The organism is Streptomyces sp. NEAU-sy36, assembly GCF_013423905.1.
GTDB lineage: Bacteria > Actinomycetota > Actinomycetes > Streptomycetales > Streptomycetaceae > Streptomyces > Streptomyces misionensis.
Map to the genome: position 1 here is coordinate 1,974,674 of NZ_CP058977.1, position 16,646 is coordinate 1,991,319.

The following is a 16,646-nucleotide window of genomic DNA, read 5'->3' on the forward strand; positions in this document are numbered from 1 at the left end:
AGACGTCACTGCGCTCGGTCAGGCGGCGTCCTGGGCCAGCCAGTCGGGCAGTGCCGCCAAGTCCTCGGCGCCCAGCGCGAGCAGCATCGCGTCCGCCGGCGTCGGCTCGAACGGAGCCCTCAGCAACGTCATCCCGGCCTCCTCCGGAGTCCGGTCCGCCTTGCGGTGGTTGTCCTCCGCGCACGCGGCCACGGTGTTCAGCCACGTGTCCTGCCCGCCCTGCGCCCTCGGCACCACGTGATCCACCGTCGTCGCCCTGCGCCCGCAGTACACGCACCGGTGCCGGTCCCGCACCAGCACCCCCCGCCGCGACCACGGCGCTTGTCTTCGGAACGGCACCCGCACGTACCGGCACAGCCTGATCACCCGGGGTGCGGGTATGTCCACCGCGGCCCCGCGCATGCGCAGTTCGGGATGGGCCTGCTCGACCACCGCCTTGTCCTGGAGCACCAGGACGACGGCTCGGTTCAGAGTCACCGTAGACAGCGGCTCGAAGCTCGCGTTCAGCACCAACGTGTCACGCATCCGGCCCACCTCCCGTGTGGCAGCCGCCCACCCCCCGGCGGGCTTGGCTCAACTCTGGACGGGCGCGCCGAGATGGACAACGCAATAAAAAATGCCCGCCTCCGGTCGCTTCCAAGACCGGAGACGGGCGAACGTTCCATGAACGCCCGGCTGACTCGACGTGCCGCGCTCAGCCCTGCGCGGGGTTCTCGTACTCGCCGATGAGCTGCGCCCGCGCGAGGGTGTGGAACCGCAGGTTGAAGCCGACGACGGCCGGCGACGCGTCCGCGTCCGGGCCCAGCTTCTCCTGGTCCACCGCGTACACGGTGAAGACGTAGCGGTGCGGGCCGTCCCCGGGCGGCGGCGCGGCACCGCCGAAGTCCTTCGTGCCGTAGTCGTTGCGCGCGTGCACGGCGCCCTCGGGCAGCCCCTCGAACGTGCCGCTCCCCGCGCCCGCGGGCAGCTCCGTCACCGAGGCCGGGATGTCGAACAGCACCCAGTGCCAGAACCCGCTGCCGGTCGGCGCGTCCGGGTCGTAGCAGGTCACGGCGAAGCTCTTGGTCTCGGGCGGGAAGCCCTCCCACCGCAGCTGCGGCGAGGTGTTGCCCTCCGCGTGCACCTGAGCGCTCTTCAGCGTCGCGCCCTCCTCGACGTCCGCGCTCGTCACCGTGAACGACGGCACGGGCGGATGGAAGTCATGGGGGAGCGGCCGCCGCTTGAGCTCGGTCACCTCGGTACCTCCTGATCGATGATCTGGAATCAGCAGTTCCCGAGCCTAGAACCAGTTGCGCCTGCTGCCGACCTCGGACAGCCACTGGTTGAGGTACGCCGCCCAGTCGGTCCCCTGCCAGTCGTGCAGTCCCACCTGGAACGAGCGGTAGGTGTCCGAGCCCTCGCTGAACAGGCCCGGCTTCTTGTCCATCTCCAGCACGACGTCCATGGCGTGCCCGTCGGCGACGAAGCTCAGCTCCACCTGGTTCAGCCCCCGGTACTGCTGCGGCGGGTGGAACTCGATCTCCTGGTAGAACGGCAGCGTCTGCCGGGTGCCCCGGATGTGACCGCGTTCCATGTCGGCGCTCTTGAAACGGAAGCCCAGCTGGATGAACGCGTCCAGGATCGCCTGCTGCGCCGGCAGCGGGTGCACGTTGATCGGGTCGAGGTCGCCGGAGTCCACGGCACGGGCGATCGCCAGCTCGGTCGTCACCCCGATGTGCATCCCGCGCAGCGCCTGCCCGTCGATCATCGTGACCGGCGTCTCCCAGGGGATCTCCAGCCCGAACGGCACCGCGTGCAGCGCACCGGCCTGGAGCTCGAAGGCACCGCCGAGCCGCACCTTGGTGAACTCGACGTCCTGCTTGTACTCCTGGTCGCCGCTCTCGACCTCGACCCGCGCCTGAAGCCCGACGGAGAGACCCTCGATCGCCTGGTTCACGGAACCGCCCTGGATCCGCACCTCTCCCTGGACCACGCCGCCCGGTACGACGTTGACCTCGGTCAGCACCGTCTCGACCGAGGCCCCGCCGGCCCCGAGGCTCGCGAGCAGCTTCTTGAACGCCATTGACTCTCCCTTTACGAACGGACCTCGCCCCTACATACGCGCGCCGCCCCCTGGCCGGTTCCGCCCTGGTCGTGACCCGTCGGGATCACCCCCGTGGACTACCCTCGGAGGGCATGATCGCGCCCCCGGACCGTATGCCACTGCCCCGTGCCTTCTTCGACCGCCCGGTTCTCGAGGTCGCACCCGACCTCCTCGGCCGCGTCCTGGTCCGTACGACGCCCGACGGCCCGATCGCGGTACGCCTCACCGAGGTCGAGGCGTACGACGGCCAGAACGATCCCGGCTCCCACGCCTACCGGGGCCGCACCGCCCGCAACGCGGTGATGTTCGGCGAACCGGGCCACGTGTACGTCTACTTCACCTACGGCATGTGGCACTGCATGAACCTCGTCTGCGGGCCCGAGGGCACCGCGAGCGCCGTGCTGCTGCGCGCCGGCGAGATCGTCGAGGGCGCGGAACTCGCCCGCAAGCGCCGTCCCTCGGCCCGCAACGACAAGGAACTGGCCAAAGGCCCGGCCCGCCTCGCCACCGCGCTGGAGGTCGACCGCGCCCTGGACGGCACGGACGCCTGCGCCGTCGGTGAGACGCCGATGCGGATACTGACCGGCACCCCGGTCCCCGCCGCGCAGGTACGGAAGGGGCCGCGCACGGGGGTCGCCGGTGAGGGCGGGAGGGGCGACATCCACCCCTGGCGCTACTGGGTCGCGGACGACCCGACGGTGAGCCCCTACCGGGCCCACGTCCCGAGGCGCAGGCGAAGTTGACTCGCACCCGGAAGATGCGTAACGTATCCCGAGCCGCTGAACCGGGTACGGCGATCGCCTGCAGCCGGAGCGGCAAACCCACTACCAAGCTCCAACCCCTTCACCGGGGTCGTTTTCGACGTGTCCGCATGTGCGAATTCGAAGCCGAGGGACTCGATTATGAGCCTCCTTGGAAATGGGCTAACGTAGTGAATGTCGAAAGGGCGGCGGCGAAAGCCAAAAGCCCCGAGACAATCCCGCCGACCGGGAATCGGACGCCGAAAGGATCTGATAGAGTCGGAACCGTCGGAAAGGGAAACGCGGAAGCGGGAACCTGGAAAGCACCGAGGAAATCGGATCGAGAAAAGATCTGATAGAGTCGGAAACACCGAAGGGAAGCGCCCGGAGGAAAGCCCGAGAGGGTGAGTACAAAGGAAGCGACCGTTCCTTGAGAACTCAACAGCGTGCCAAAAGTCAACGCCAGATATGTTGATACCCCGTCCATCGGATCACCGATGGTCGAGGTTCCTTTGAAAAAACACAGCGAGGACGCTGAGGACCGAGGGGACTATTCCTCCTCTTGGTTCCGCTCCCGTGTGTGTCACCGGATCACCGGTAAACATTCACGGAGAGTTTGATCCTGGCTCAGGACGAACGCTGGCGGCGTGCTTAACACATGCAAGTCGAACGATGAAGCCCTTCGGGGTGGATTAGTGGCGAACGGGTGAGTAACACGTGGGCAATCTGCCCTGCACTCTGGGACAAGCCCTGGAAACGGGGTCTAATACCGGATATGACCATCTTGGGCATCCTTGATGGTGTAAAGCTCCGGCGGTGCAGGATGAGCCCGCGGCCTATCAGCTTGTTGGTGAGGTAATGGCTCACCAAGGCGACGACGGGTAGCCGGCCTGAGAGGGCGACCGGCCACACTGGGACTGAGACACGGCCCAGACTCCTACGGGAGGCAGCAGTGGGGAATATTGCACAATGGGCGAAAGCCTGATGCAGCGACGCCGCGTGAGGGATGACGGCCTTCGGGTTGTAAACCTCTTTCAGCAGGGAAGAAGCGAAAGTGACGGTACCTGCAGAAGAAGCGCCGGCTAACTACGTGCCAGCAGCCGCGGTAATACGTAGGGCGCAAGCGTTGTCCGGAATTATTGGGCGTAAAGAGCTCGTAGGCGGCTTGTCACGTCGGTTGTGAAAGCCCGGGGCTTAACCCCGGGTCTGCAGTCGATACGGGCAGGCTAGAGTTCGGTAGGGGAGATCGGAATTCCTGGTGTAGCGGTGAAATGCGCAGATATCAGGAGGAACACCGGTGGCGAAGGCGGATCTCTGGGCCGATACTGACGCTGAGGAGCGAAAGCGTGGGGAGCGAACAGGATTAGATACCCTGGTAGTCCACGCCGTAAACGGTGGGCACTAGGTGTGGGCAACATTCCACGTTGTCCGTGCCGCAGCTAACGCATTAAGTGCCCCGCCTGGGGAGTACGGCCGCAAGGCTAAAACTCAAAGGAATTGACGGGGGCCCGCACAAGCGGCGGAGCATGTGGCTTAATTCGACGCAACGCGAAGAACCTTACCAAGGCTTGACATACACCGGAAAGCATTAGAGATAGTGCCCCCCTTGTGGTCGGTGTACAGGTGGTGCATGGCTGTCGTCAGCTCGTGTCGTGAGATGTTGGGTTAAGTCCCGCAACGAGCGCAACCCTTGTCCCGTGTTGCCAGCAGGCCCTTGTGGTGCTGGGGACTCACGGGAGACCGCCGGGGTCAACTCGGAGGAAGGTGGGGACGACGTCAAGTCATCATGCCCCTTATGTCTTGGGCTGCACACGTGCTACAATGGCCGGTACAATGAGCTGCGATACCGTGAGGTGGAGCGAATCTCAAAAAGCCGGTCTCAGTTCGGATTGGGGTCTGCAACTCGACCCCATGAAGTCGGAGTCGCTAGTAATCGCAGATCAGCATTGCTGCGGTGAATACGTTCCCGGGCCTTGTACACACCGCCCGTCACGTCACGAAAGTCGGTAACACCCGAAGCCGGTGGCCCAACCCCTTGTGGGAGGGAGCTGTCGAAGGTGGGACTGGCGATTGGGACGAAGTCGTAACAAGGTAGCCGTACCGGAAGGTGCGGCTGGATCACCTCCTTTCTAAGGAGCACTTCTTACCGGGCTTGCCTGGTCAGAGGCCAGTACATCAGCGAATGTCTGATGCTGGTTGCTCATGGGTGGAACGTTGACTACTCGGCACGGTTCAGGATGGACCAGGCGCTAGTACTGCTCTTCGGAGCGTGGAACGCTGATCTGGTTGGCTGATCGTGTCGGGCACGCTGTTGGGTGTCTGAGGGAATGAACTTCTCCTCAGTCGCCGGCCCCGGTAAAGGTCCGCTTCGGCGGGTTGTGACGGGTGGCTGGTCGTTGTTTGAGAACTGCACAGTGGACGCGAGCATCTGTGGCCAAGTTTTTAAGGGCGCACGGTGGATGCCTTGGCACCAGGAACCGATGAAGGACGTGGGAGGCCGCGATAGTCCCCGGGGAGTCGTCAACCAGGCTTTGATCCGGGGGTTTCCGAATGGGGAAACCCGGCAGTCGTCATGGGCTGTCACCCGCTGCTGAACACATAGGCAGTGTGGAGGGAACGAGGGGAAGTGAAACATCTCAGTACCCTCAGGAAGAGAAAACAACCGTGATTCCGGGAGTAGTGGCGAGCGAAACCGGATGAGGCCAAACCGTATGCGTGTGAGACCCGGCAGGGGTTGCGTGTGCGGGGTTGTGGGATCTCTCTTCTGCGGTCTGCCGGCCGTAGGGCGAGTTAGAAACCGTTGATGTAGGCGAAGGACATGCGAAAGGTCCGGCGTAGAGGGTAAGACCCCCGTAGTCGAAATGTCAGCGGCTTGCTTGAGAGACACCCAAGTAGCACGGGGCCCGAGAAATCCCGTGTGAATCTGGCGGGACCACCCGCTAAGCCTAAATATTCCCTGGTGACCGATAGCGGATAGTACCGTGAGGGAATGGTGAAAAGTACCCCGGGAGGGGAGTGAAATAGTACCTGAAACCGTGTGCCTACAAGCCGTGGGAGCGTCGGAATGTGCTTGCACATTCTCGTGACTGCGTGCCTTTTGAAGAATGAGCCTGCGAGTTTGCGGTGTGTTGCGAGGTTAACCCGGGTGGGGAAGCCGTAGCGAAAGCGAGTCCGAATAGGGCGATTTAGTAGCACGCTCAAGACCCGAAGCGGAGTGATCTAGCCATGGGCAGGTTGAAGCGGAGGTAAGACTTCGTGGAGGACCGAACCCACCAGGGTTGAAAACCTGGGGGATGACCTGTGGTTAGGGGTGAAAGGCCAATCAAACTCCGTGATAGCTGGTTCTCCCCGAAATGCATTTAGGTGCAGCGTCGTGTGTTTCTTGCCGGAGGTAGAGCACTGGATAGGCGATGGGCCCTACCGGGTTACTGACCTTAGCCAAACTCCGAATGCCGGTAAGTGAGAGCGCGGCAGTGAGACTGTGGGGGATAAGCTCCATGGTCGAGAGGGAAACAGCCCAGAGCATCGACTAAGGCCCCTAAGCGTACGCTAAGTGGGAAAGGATGTGGAGTCGCACAGACAACCAGGAGGTTGGCTTAGAAGCAGCCACCCTTGAAAGAGTGCGTAATAGCTCACTGGTCTAGTGATTCCGCGCCGACAATGTAGCGGGGCTCAAGCGTACCGCCGAAGTCGTGTCATTGCAGCATATAGCCCTAACGGGTGTTGTGATGGGTAGGGGAGCGTCGTCTGCCGGGTGAAGCAGCACCGGAAGGTAGTTGTGGACGGTTGACGAGTGAGAATGCAGGCATGAGTAGCGATTCACACGTGAGAAACGTGTGCGCCGATTGACTAAGGGTTCCTGGGTCAAGCTGATCTGCCCAGGGTAAGTCGGGACCTAAGGCGAGGCCGACAGGCGTAGTCGATGGATAACCGGTTGATATTCCGGTACCCGCTGTGAAGCGTCAAACATCGAGCATCGTGATGCTAAGGCCGTGAAGCCGCCCTGGATCCTTCGGGTGAAGGGGAGTGGTGGAGCCGCTGAACCAAGCGGTTAGTAGGTGAGTGATGGGGTGACGCAGGAAGGTAGTCCATCCCGGGCGGTGGTTGTCCCGGGGTAAGGGTGTAGGCCGCAAGGTAGGCAAATCCGCCTTGCATACGGCTGAGACCTGATGCCGAGCCGATTGTGGTGAAGTGGATGATCCTATGCTGTCGAGAAAAGCCTCTAGCGAGTTTCATGGCGGCCCGTACCCTAAACCGACTCAGGTGGTCAGGTAGAGAATACCGAGGCGTTCGGGTGAACTATGGTTAAGGAACTCGGCAAAATGCCCCCGTAACTTCGGGAGAAGGGGGGCCACACCTGGTGAGAACACTTGCTGTTCGAGCTGGGGGTGGCCGCAGAGACCAGCGAGAAGCGACTGTTTACTAAAAACACAGGTCCGTGCGAAGCCGTAAGGCGATGTATACGGACTGACGCCTGCCCGGTGCTGGAACGTTAAGGGGACCGGTTAGCTTCACTTCGGTGGGGCGAAGCTGAGAACTTAAGCGCCAGTAAACGGCGGTGGTAACTATAACCATCCTAAGGTAGCGAAATTCCTTGTCGGGTAAGTTCCGACCTGCACGAATGGCGTAACGACTTCTCGACTGTCTCAACCATAGGCCCGGTGAAATTGCACTACGAGTAAAGATGCTCGTTTCGCGCAGCAGGACGGAAAGACCCCGGGACCTTTACTACAGTTTGATATTGGTGTTCGGTTCGGCTTGTGTAGGATAGCTGGGAGACTTTGAAGCGGCCACGCCAGTGGTTGTGGAGTCGTCGTTGAAATACCAGTCTGGTCGTGCTGGATGTCTAACCTGGGTCCGTGATCCGGATCAGGGACAGTGTCTGATGGGTAGTTTAACTGGGGCGGTTGCCTCCTAAAGGGTAACGGAGGCGCCCAAAGGTTCCCTCAGCCTGGTTGGCAATCAGGTGTTGAGTGTAAGTGCACAAGGGAGCTTGACTGTGAGACCGACGGGTCGAGCAGGGACGAAAGTCGGGACTAGTGATCCGGCGGTGGCTTGTGGAAGCGCCGTCGCTCAACGGATAAAAGGTACCCCGGGGATAACAGGCTGATCTTCCCCAAGAGTCCATATCGACGGGATGGTTTGGCACCTCGATGTCGGCTCGTCGCATCCTGGGGCTGGAGTCGGTCCCAAGGGTTGGGCTGTTCGCCCATTAAAGCGGTACGCGAGCTGGGTTTAGAACGTCGTGAGACAGTTCGGTCCCTATCCGCTGTGCGCGTAGGAGTCTTGAGAAGGGCTGTCCCTAGTACGAGAGGACCGGGACGGACGAACCTCTGGTGTGCCAGTTGTTCTGCCAAGGGCATGGCTGGTTGGCTACGTTCGGGAGGGATAACCGCTGAAAGCATCTAAGCGGGAAGCCTGCTTCGAGATGAGGACTCCCACCCACTTGATGGGGTAAGGCTCCCAGTAGACGACTGGGTTGATAGGCCGGATCTGGAAGCCAGGTAACTGGTGGAGGTGACCGGTACTAATAGGCCGAGGGCTTGTCCTCAGTTGCTCGCGTCCACTGTGTAAGTTCTGAGGCAACGAACGGTTGCCGGCTCAGAGCAGAACGCATAACTACAAAGTGTGCTTGTTCGCTCGAAACCATTAGGGTTTCGGTGGTTATAGCGTGAGGGAAACGCCCGGTTACATTCCGAACCCGGAAGCTAAGCCTCACAGCGCCGATGGTACTGCAGGGGGGACCCTGTGGGAGAGTAGGACGCCGCCGAACAATCTTTGGAGGACCCCTGGTCCCAGCGTTCAGCTGGGACCAGGGGTCCTTTCGTTTTTACAATGCTTGCGGTACCGAAGACAGGAGTCACCATGTCCACCAACTCTCCCGACGACCGACCGGAGCGCGACCAGCGGCGACGGGACAGTGGTGACCGGGGCGACCGCGGCGGCTACCGCGGCGACCGTGGTGACCGCGGTGGCTTCCGTCGCGACGACCGTCGCGATGACAACCGTGGTGGCGGCTACGGCCGTCGCGACGACAACCGCGGCGGCTTCCGTCGCGACGACGACCGTGGTGACCGCGGTGGCTTCCGGCGTGACGACCGCCGTGACGACAACCGTGGTGGCGGCTACGGCCGTCGCGACGACCGTGACCGTGGTCCGCGCCGTGACGACCGGGGCGACCGTGGCTTCCGCCGCGACGACGACCGCGGCGGCTTCCGCCGTGACGACCGCCGCGACGACCGCCGTGACGACCGTCCGTCGTACCGTCGTGACGACTCCCGTCCGTCCTACCGGCGCGACGACGACCGCGGTGACCGCGGCGGCTTCCGTCGTGACGACCGCCGCGATGACAACCGTGGTGGCGGCTACGGCCGGCGCGACGACAACCGCGGCGGCTTCCGCCGTGACGACCGCCGTGGCGACGACCGCGGTGAGCGCGGTGGCTTCCGGCGTGACGACCGGCGTGACGACCGCCGCGAGGGCGAACGTTCCTCGCGTCCGGCGTTCCAGCGGGACGACCGCGACCGCGGTCCGCGCCGTGACGACCGGGGCGACCGTGGCTTCCGCCGCGACGACGACCGCGGCGGCTTCCGCCGTGACGACCGCCGCGACGACCGTCCGGCGTACCGCCGCGACGACTCCCGTCCCTCCTACCGGCGCGACGACGACCGCGGCGGCTACGGCCGGCGGGACGAACGCCGTGATGACCGCCGTGACGACCGTCGGGACGAGCGTCCGGCGTACCGTCGTGACGACTCCCGTCCGTCCTACCGGCGCGACGACGACCGCGGTGACCGCGGTGGCTTCCGCCGTGACGACCGCCGTGGCGACGACCGGGGTGACCGCGGTGGCTTCCGCGGCCGGGACGACCGAGGCGGCCGTGGCCCCCGTCGTGACGACCGCGGCGGCCGCCCGGGTGGCTTCCGCGGCCGGGACGACCGAGGCGGACGCGACGACCGTCGTGGCGACGACCGCCGTGGCGGTGGCCGCTTCCGCGACGAGCGGGACCGCGACCGCGAGCCGATCAAGCGGCTGCCGATCCCGGAGGACGTCACCGGCGACGAGATCGACAAGGACGTCAAGCAGGAGCTGCAGAGCCTGCCCAAGACGCTCGCCGAGGACGTCGCCCGCAACCTGGTGATGGTCGCCCGGCTGATCGACGAGGACCCCGAGGGTGCCTACGGCTACTCCAGGGTCGCGCTGCGCCTGGCCTCCCGAGTGGCCGCCGTGCGCGAGGCCGCCGGCTTCGCCGCGTACGCGAACCAGAAGTACAGCGAGGCACTCGCCGAGTTCCGGGCCGCCCGGCGGATGACCGGCACCGTGGAGCTGTGGCCGGTGATGGCCGACTGCGAGCGCGGGCTCGGCCGCCCGGAGAAGGCGCTGGACATGGCCGGCGCCCCGGAGGTGCACAAGCTGGACAAGGCCGGCCAGGTCGAGATGCGGCTGGTCGCGGCCGGCGCCCGGCGTGACATGGGCCAGCTGGACGCGGCCATCGTCACCCTCCAGAGCTCCGAGCTCGCCTCGAACTCCATCCAGCCGTGGACCGCGCGCCTGCGCTACGCCTACGCCGACGCCCTGCTGGCGGTCGACCGGCGGGACGAGGCGCGGGAGTGGTTCGCCAAGGCCGTCGAGGCCGACCGGGACGGCAGCACCGACGCCTCCGACCGGCTCGCCGAGCTGGACGGCGTGGAGTTCGTGGACGCCCTGGACGAGCACGAGGACGAGCACGAGGACGAAGGCGAAGGCGAGAACGGCACCGGCGGCGAGTCCGCCGACGCCGCCCCGCAGCAGGACGGCGACAAGGACTGACGCGCGTCCGTGAAACGAGAGAAGGGGGCGGGTTCCCGAATGGAACCCGCCCCCTTCCGCATGTCCGGGAAGGCTCAGATCTCCAGCGCCCGCAGCACCAGTCCCGTCGCCGGCTTCGGCCCGAACGACGTCGACTTGCGGGGCACCGTCACGCCCTGGCGGGCCAGCTCGCGCACGACCTCCTCGCGCACCGGGTGCATCAGCACGGCCGTACCGCCGTCGTGCTCGGCCTTCGCGACGGTCGCGGCCGTGTCGTGGATGTAGGCGATATGGGCGGGGGAGTCCTCGGGGATGTGCCAGACGTGTTCCAGCAGGGTCGCGTGCAGCACCGTCGCGTCCATCGAGCGCCAGGCGGCCGGGCGGTCGGCCGGCACCGTGCGGGCCAGCAGGCCGGGGTCCGGGCGGTCCAGCAGGTGGAAGGCGCCGTCGCCGGCCAGCAGGAAGGCGTTGCTCGCGCAGGACGCGTCGGCCAGCGCCGCCAGCGCCTCGGGCAGCGGCACCCGGAGGTGCCGTACCCGGAACAGGCCCTCCACGGCGGCCAGCGCGTCCGCCACCGGCAGGCCGTGCAGCAGGCGGTGGATGGCGCGGACGCGCAACGGGTAGCGGGCCGTGTCGACCAGCAGGACCAGGCCGTAGTCCCAGGGGCCCGGCGTCTGCTGCTCGGCGCGCAGCCGCAGATAGGTGGCCCAGCGGTGGTGGCCGTCGGCGATCAGCGCCTGGTGGTGGGACAGGTCGTCCTGGACGCGGGCCACGTCGGCGGCGTCGGTGACGGCCCACAGCCGGTGCCGGACACCGTCCTCGGTGGTGGTGGCCAGCAGCGGAGGCTTCTCCACGGTGCGCTCCACGACCTCGGCGGCGGTGCCGTCGCCGCGGTAGCTCAGCAGCAGCGGCTCCAGGTTGGCGCGGGTGGCGCGCAGCAGGGCGGCGCGTTCGGCGACCACGGGGGGCATGACGTCCTCGTGCGGCAGCACCACGCCCTCGGCGGGTTCGCAGACCCGCAGGGCGCCGATGACGCCGCGCTGGAGCATGCCGTCGCCGTCCTGCTGCTCGTACACGTACAGGGCGGGTTCCGGGTCCGCGGCGAGGACGCCCTCGTCCAGCCAGCGGCGCAGCGTGTCGGCGGCCTGCTCGGTGCGGGCGCTCGGGGTGCCCGCCTCGGGGAGGATCAGCCGGACGATGTTGTACGGGTCCGCCGACTGGAGGTGGTGCACCCCGTCGGGCCGCACGACGACGTCGTACGGAGGGGAGGTGACGGAGGCCAGGCTGCCGACCCGGTCGGGGTCGTAACGAAGGCCGCGGAACGGGGTGAGTTCCAGGCCCCGGCGCGCCATTGCTTCCGAGTGACCTGCAGTGTCCATCCCGGCATCGTACGTGTGCCGGCGGCATGCGGGATGATCGGGGGAAAGGCGAGTGAACGAGGAGAGACACGGATATGAGCCAGGGCGTCGGTACCGGTCCGCGGGGCAGTGAGCGGCCCCTGAACGAGGCGTACGACACGGCACTGCTCGACCTGGACGGGGTGGTGTACGCGGGCGGGCGGGCGATCGCGCACGCGGTCTCCTCGCTGGAGCGGGCCCGCGCGGGCGGTATGCAGCTGGCGTACGTCACCAACAACGCGCTGCGGACGCCGCAGGCGGTCGCGGAGCATCTGACCGAGCTGGGGATACCGGCGGGCGCCGACGACGTCATCACCTCGGCGCAGGCGGTGGCGCGGCTGATCGCCGAGCAGGTGCCGGCCGGGTCGCGGGTGCTGGTGATCGGCGGCGAGGGGCTGCGGGTGGCGCTGCGCGAGCGGGGCCTGGTGCCGGTGGAGTCGGCGGACGACGATCCGGCGGCGGTCGTGCAGGGGTACGGCGGGATGGAGCTGCCCTGGGGGCGGTTCGCGGAGGCCTCGTACGCGGTGCGGCGCGGGGTGCCGTGGTTCGCGTCGAACACCGATCTGACGATCCCCAGCGGACGCGGGATCGCGCCGGGCAACGGCGCGGCGGTGGAGGTCGTGCGGATCGCGACGGGCAAGGAGCCGCAGGTGGCGGGCAAGCCGCTGCCGCCCATGCACCGGGAGACGATCCTGCGGACCGGTGCGCGGCGCCCGCTGGTGGTCGGGGACCGGCTGGACACCGACATCGAGGGCGCGTTCAACGGCGGGGTGGACTCGCTGCTGGTGCTGACCGGGGTCACCGACGGGGCCCGGCTGCTGGCCGCGTCCCCGGAGCACCGGCCGACGTACGTGGACGCGGACTTGCGGGGGCTGCTCACCGGCCAGCCGGAAATCACCCGAGAGGGTGAGGGTTTCCGGTGCGGTGGATGGACGGCGACGGCCGGGGCGGACCGGCTGGAGCTGTCCGGCGACGGCGAATCCCTGGACGGGCTGCGGGCCTTGTGCGCGGCGGCCTGGACGGCGGCCGGGGAGGGCTCCTGCGAGCTGGACGGGGGGAAGGCGCTGGCGCGGCTCGGACTCTGAGGCCCCCTCAGTTCGACGGCGGGGGCTTTCCGCACCCGGGGATCTCGACCTGAAGCGAGGATAGGCTAACCTAACCTCGTGTTGGTCGACAGTCCTCCGGAACAGCGCGCGGAGACCTCCCCCGCGTCCCCGACTCGCCGGGCGGTACGGCCCCTTGGGCTGGTGCTCGCCGTCGCGGTCCTGGTGCTCGTCGCCCTGGCGAGCATCGCGATCGGGGCGAAGGCGCTCTCCCTGGACCAGGTCTGGCACGGCCTGTTCCACGACACGGGGACGTACGGCGACGTCGTGGTGGACGAGCGGCTCGCGCGCACCGTCCTCGGGCTGCTCGCCGGTGCCGCGCTCGGGCTGTCGGGCGCGGTGCTCCAGGCCCTCACCCGCAATCCGCTGGCCGACCCCGGGCTGCTCGGCATCAACGCCGGCGCCTCGGCGGCCGTCGTCACCGCCATCACCTTCTTCGGCGTCACCAGCCTCTCCGGCTATGTGTGGTTCGCCTTCCTCGGCGCGGCGGCGGTGGGCGCGCTGGTGTGGTTCCTCGGCGGCAGCCGGGGTGCCACCCCGGTCCGGCTCGCGCTCGCCGGCACGGCGATCAGCGCGGCCCTGTACGGCTACCTCCAGGCCGTGATGATCATGGACGACGCGGCGCTGGGCCGGATGCGCTTCTGGACGGTCGGCTCGCTGGCCTCGGCCACGAACACGACGATCGCGCAGGTGCTGCCGTTCCTCGCGGCGGGCACCCTGCTCGCGCTCGCGCTGGCCCGGCCGCTGAACGCCATGACGATGGGCGACGACACCGCCCGCGCCCTCGGCGCCCGTCCGCACCGCACCCGGGCCCTGGCCATGCTGGCCGCCACCGTGCTGTGCGGCGCCGCGACCGCCGCCTGCGGCCCCATCGTCTTCGTCGGCCTCATGGTCCCGCACGCGGTGCGCTCCTTCACCGGCCCCGACCTCCGCTGGATCCTGCCGTACGCGGCCGTCCTGTCGCCGGTGCTGCTGCTCGGCGCCGACGTCGTCGGCCGGGTGGTGGCCCGCCCGGCCGAGCTGCAGGTCGGCATCGTCACCGCGGTCATCGGCGGCCCGGTCTTCATCTTTCTGGTACGACGACGGAGGACGGCCCAGCTGTGAGGACACACCCCAGGAGCCGTGCCGTACGCGTCCCCGGCGGCCTCTCGCTGCGCCTGGACCCGCGGGCGCTGATCGTCGTCGTCCTGCTGCTGGCCGCCGCGCTCGCGGCCGGAGTGGCGCTGATCGGCACGGGTGACGCGAAGATCCCGGCGGCCGACGTGCTGCGCACCCTCGCCGGGGACGGCACCGCCTACCAGGACTTCATCGTCCGCGAGCTGCGCCTGCCCCGTGTCCTGGTCGGGCTGCTGGTCGGCGCCTCGCTCGGGCTCGGGGGCGCGCTGTTCCAGTCCGTCTCGCGCAATCCGCTGGGCAGTCCGGACGTCCTCGGTCTGTCCCAGGGGGCGACGGCGGGCGCGCTGGTGGTGATCGTGCTCATGTCCGGCAGCGCCGCCGCGGTCACCGCCGGAGCGCTGGCCGGGGGACTGGTGACCGGGCTCGCCATCTACCTGCTGGCCTGGAGGCAGGGCGTGCACGGCTACCGCCTCGTCCTGGTCGGCATCGGCGTCGGCGCGATGCTCACCGCCGTCAACGGCTATCTGCTCACCAAGGCCGACATGGTCGACGCGGCCCGCGCCGTCGTGTGGATGACCGGCTCCCTCAACGGCCGCGACTGGGACCAGGTCTGGCCGCTGCTCGCGCTGTGCGCCGTCCTCGTCCCGCTGGTCCTCGCCCACGCCCGGGGCCTGCGGATGCTGGAGATGGGCGACGACACCGCCGGCGCCCTCGGCGTGCCGGTGCAGCGCGTGCGGCTGGTGGTGATGACCGGCGCCGTGCTGCTGACCGCGGCCGCCACCGCCGCCGCCGGCCCCGTCGGCTTCGTCGCCCTCACCGCGCCCCAGCTCGCCCGTCGGCTGACCCGCTCGCCGGGCCCCAACCTGGTGCCCTCCCTCTGCATGGGCGCCGCCCTGCTGGTCACCGCCGACTGGGCCGCGCAACGCGCCTTCGGCGCCGACCAGCTGCCCGTCGGGGTGGTCACCGGCGTCCTCGGCGGCGGCTATCTGCTGTGGCTGCTGGTCACCGAGCGCCGGGCGGGCCGGATATGACCGTCCCGCGCACGAACACCCCTAGGGCCTCTCGTCTGGATCATGCCGGGCTCGCGGGCTCTGGCACGCACATCTGCGGCGTTGTCGTCGGTCGCCAACTCCCCCACGCTCGGCTTCGCTCGCGCGGGGGCACCCCCATCGCGTTGACTCCCTCCTCCGCCTTGCATCTGCACGCACCAGACCCCGCTCCCTGATCCGGCCTGATCCAAACGAAAGACCCTAGGAGCACCGTGAACCGCCTGTCCGCCGAGCACGTCACCCTCGCCTACGACCAGCGCGTCATCGCCGAAGAGCTGTCGGTGGAGATCCCCGACCGTTCCTTCACCGTGATCGTCGGCCCCAACGCGTGCGGCAAGTCGACGCTGCTGCGGGCACTGTCCCGGATGCTCAAGCCGGACCGGGGCCGGGTCCTGCTGGACGGGCAGGCCATCCAGTCGCTGCCCGCCAAGCAGGTCGCCCGCACCCTCGGCCTGCTCCCGCAGTCGGCCGTGGCACCGGACGGCATCACCGTCGCCGATCTGGTCGGCCGGGGCCGCTACCCGCACCAGGGCCTGCTGCGCCAGTGGTCGGCAGAGGACGAGCGGGTCGTGGAGGAGTCCATGCGGCAGACCGGCGTGGACGGGCTCGCCGACCGGTACGTGGACGAACTCTCCGGCGGGCAGCGGCAGCGGGTGTGGATCGCCATGGCGCTCGCCCAGCAGACCCCGCTGCTGCTCCTGGACGAGCCCACCACCTACCTCGACATCCAGCACCAGATCGACGTCCTCGACCTGTGCGCCGAACTCCACGAGACGCAGGGCCGCACCCTGGTCGCCGTGCTGCACGACCTCAACCACGCGGCCCGCTACGCCACCCACCTGATCGCCCTGCGCGGCGGCGAGGTGATCGCCGAGGGCGCCCCCCACGACATCGTCACGGCCGACCTGGTCGAGCGGGTCTTCGGGCTGAAGTGCCAGGTCATCGAGGACCCGGAGACGGGCACCCCGCTGATCGTGCCGGCGGCGCGCAAGGCCCGTGGTCAGCGGGTCACAGCAGCTTCCTGAGCCGGAACAGGTCCAGCAGGCCCGCCTCCAGCCGCACCCGGCCCTGTCCCCAGGCGGTCGCGAAATGCAGCGTGCCGTCCACCAGTGCCAGCAGATCGTCGCCGGCCATCGCCAGCCGGATCTGCGCCCGCTCGCGCGGGGGCCCGGACAGGGTCTCGTCCACCACCAGGCGGCCCCCGGTCATCCGCCCGGCGAAGGTGATGCCGAGGTCGGTGATGTGGCAGCTCACCGAGCGCTCCAGGGCGGCCGCGGCGCCCACGTCGCCCTCGGCGCCCCGCATGTTGTCCGAAAGCTTCTCCAGTGCGGCACGGCACTCATCGATCGTGGCCATCGCCACCGACGGTA

The 16,646-nt window shown here is 67.7% G+C and carries 11 protein-coding genes and 3 rRNA genes; 9 read left to right on the plus strand and 5 right to left on the minus strand.

Annotated elements, in window-relative coordinates:
* Positions 1-18 precede the first annotated feature (18 nt).
* The 3 genes from HZZ00_RS08990 to HZZ00_RS09000 form a co-directional block, all read right to left on the minus strand.
* Positions 19-525: an HNH endonuclease gene (locus tag HZZ00_RS08990; protein WP_180331707.1), complete on the minus strand. Its 507-nt coding sequence runs from the start codon at positions 523-525 to the stop codon at positions 19-21.
* A gap of 169 nt (positions 526-694) precedes the next feature.
* The gene (locus tag HZZ00_RS08995; RefSeq protein ID WP_180331708.1) at positions 695-1,234 is read right to left on the minus strand and encodes a YbhB/YbcL family Raf kinase inhibitor-like protein; all 540 of its coding nucleotides are present in this window, start codon (positions 1,232-1,234) and stop codon (positions 695-697) included.
* A 45-nt stretch (positions 1,235-1,279) separates the two neighbouring features.
* Positions 1,280-2,062 carry a sporulation protein gene (locus tag HZZ00_RS09000; RefSeq protein WP_070025960.1) on the minus strand — a complete coding sequence of 261 codons (783 nt, stop codon included), beginning with the start codon at positions 2,060-2,062 and terminating at the stop codon, positions 1,280-1,282.
* 113 nt (positions 2,063-2,175) lie between these two features.
* Between HZZ00_RS09000 and HZZ00_RS09005 the strand changes: the two genes are divergently transcribed.
* The 5 genes from HZZ00_RS09005 (at position 2,176) to HZZ00_RS38090 (ending at position 10,632) form a co-directional block, all read left to right on the plus strand.
* Positions 2,176-2,826 (plus strand): DNA-3-methyladenine glycosylase, encoded by a 651-nt coding sequence (locus HZZ00_RS09005; protein ID WP_180331709.1) that lies wholly within the window; start codon positions 2,176-2,178, stop codon positions 2,824-2,826.
* A gap of 601 nt (positions 2,827-3,427) precedes the next feature.
* Positions 3,428-4,952: ribosomal RNA gene (locus HZZ00_RS09010) — 16S ribosomal RNA — on the plus strand.
* A gap of 303 nt (positions 4,953-5,255) precedes the next feature.
* A 23S ribosomal RNA gene (locus tag HZZ00_RS09015) occupies positions 5,256-8,374 on the plus strand.
* Between the two features lie 105 nt (positions 8,375-8,479).
* Positions 8,480-8,596 (plus strand): 5S ribosomal RNA (gene rrf / locus HZZ00_RS09020).
* The 16S, 23S and 5S rRNA genes sit together here, the layout of an rRNA operon.
* A 1,259-nt stretch (positions 8,597-9,855) precedes the next feature.
* Positions 9,856-10,632: a tetratricopeptide repeat protein gene (locus HZZ00_RS38090; protein WP_219014078.1), complete on the plus strand. Its 777-nt coding sequence runs from the start codon at positions 9,856-9,858 to the stop codon at positions 10,630-10,632.
* Positions 10,633-10,706: 74 nt separating this feature from the next.
* Here HZZ00_RS38090 and HZZ00_RS09030 read toward each other — a convergent pair whose 3' ends face one another.
* Positions 10,707-11,990: a DUF1015 family protein gene (locus HZZ00_RS09030; RefSeq protein ID WP_180331711.1), complete on the minus strand. Its 1,284-nt coding sequence runs from the start codon at positions 11,988-11,990 to the stop codon at positions 10,707-10,709.
* A 74-nt stretch (positions 11,991-12,064) separates the two neighbouring features.
* Here HZZ00_RS09030 and HZZ00_RS09035 point away from each other — a divergent pair, with 74 nt between their 5' ends.
* From HZZ00_RS09035 to HZZ00_RS09050, 4 genes are all read left to right on the plus strand, one after another.
* Positions 12,065-13,093, plus strand: a complete 1,029-nt coding sequence (locus HZZ00_RS09035; RefSeq protein ID WP_180331712.1) for an HAD-IIA family hydrolase — start codon at positions 12,065-12,067, stop codon at positions 13,091-13,093.
* Between the two features lie 78 nt (positions 13,094-13,171).
* The gene (locus HZZ00_RS09040; RefSeq protein WP_180331713.1) at positions 13,172-14,215 is read left to right on the plus strand and encodes an iron ABC transporter permease; all 1,044 of its coding nucleotides are present in this window, start codon (positions 13,172-13,174) and stop codon (positions 14,213-14,215) included.
* Positions 14,212-15,258: an iron chelate uptake ABC transporter family permease subunit gene (locus HZZ00_RS09045; RefSeq protein ID WP_180331714.1), complete on the plus strand. Its 1,047-nt coding sequence runs from the start codon at positions 14,212-14,214 to the stop codon at positions 15,256-15,258. The genes HZZ00_RS09040 and HZZ00_RS09045 overlap by 4 nt, the downstream gene beginning before the upstream one ends.
* A gap of 230 nt (positions 15,259-15,488) precedes the next feature.
* The gene (locus HZZ00_RS09050; protein ID WP_180331715.1) at positions 15,489-16,301 is read left to right on the plus strand and encodes an ABC transporter ATP-binding protein; all 813 of its coding nucleotides are present in this window, start codon (positions 15,489-15,491) and stop codon (positions 16,299-16,301) included.
* On the opposite strand, the gene HZZ00_RS09055 is transcribed toward HZZ00_RS09050, so the two are convergent.
* A complete protein-coding gene (locus HZZ00_RS09055) occupies positions 16,285-16,632 on the minus strand; it encodes a sterol-binding protein (RefSeq protein WP_070028021.1) in 348 nt (115 codons plus the stop codon). The genes HZZ00_RS09050 and HZZ00_RS09055 overlap by 17 nt on opposite strands.
* Positions 16,633-16,646 lie beyond the last annotated feature (14 nt).

Excerpts from the sequence above, each read along its gene's own strand:
- HZZ00_RS09055 (WP_070028021.1), bottom strand. The coding sequence starts at position 16,632 with ATGGCCACGATCGATGAGTGCCGTGCCGCACTGGAGAAGCTTTCGGAC.
- HZZ00_RS09000 (WP_070025960.1), bottom strand. The coding sequence starts at position 2,062 with ATGGCGTTCAAGAAGCTGCTCGCGAGCCTCGGGGCCGGCGGGGCCTCG.
- HZZ00_RS09005 (WP_180331709.1), top strand. The coding sequence starts at position 2,176 with ATGATCGCGCCCCCGGACCGTATGCCACTGCCCCGTGCCTTCTTCGAC.
- HZZ00_RS09030 (WP_180331711.1), bottom strand. The coding sequence starts at position 11,990 with ATGGACACTGCAGGTCACTCGGAAGCAATGGCGCGCCGGGGCCTGGAA.
- HZZ00_RS08990 (WP_180331707.1), bottom strand. The coding sequence starts at position 525 with ATGCGTGACACGTTGGTGCTGAACGCGAGCTTCGAGCCGCTGTCTACG.
- HZZ00_RS09035 (WP_180331712.1), top strand. The coding sequence starts at position 12,065 with ATGAGCCAGGGCGTCGGTACCGGTCCGCGGGGCAGTGAGCGGCCCCTG.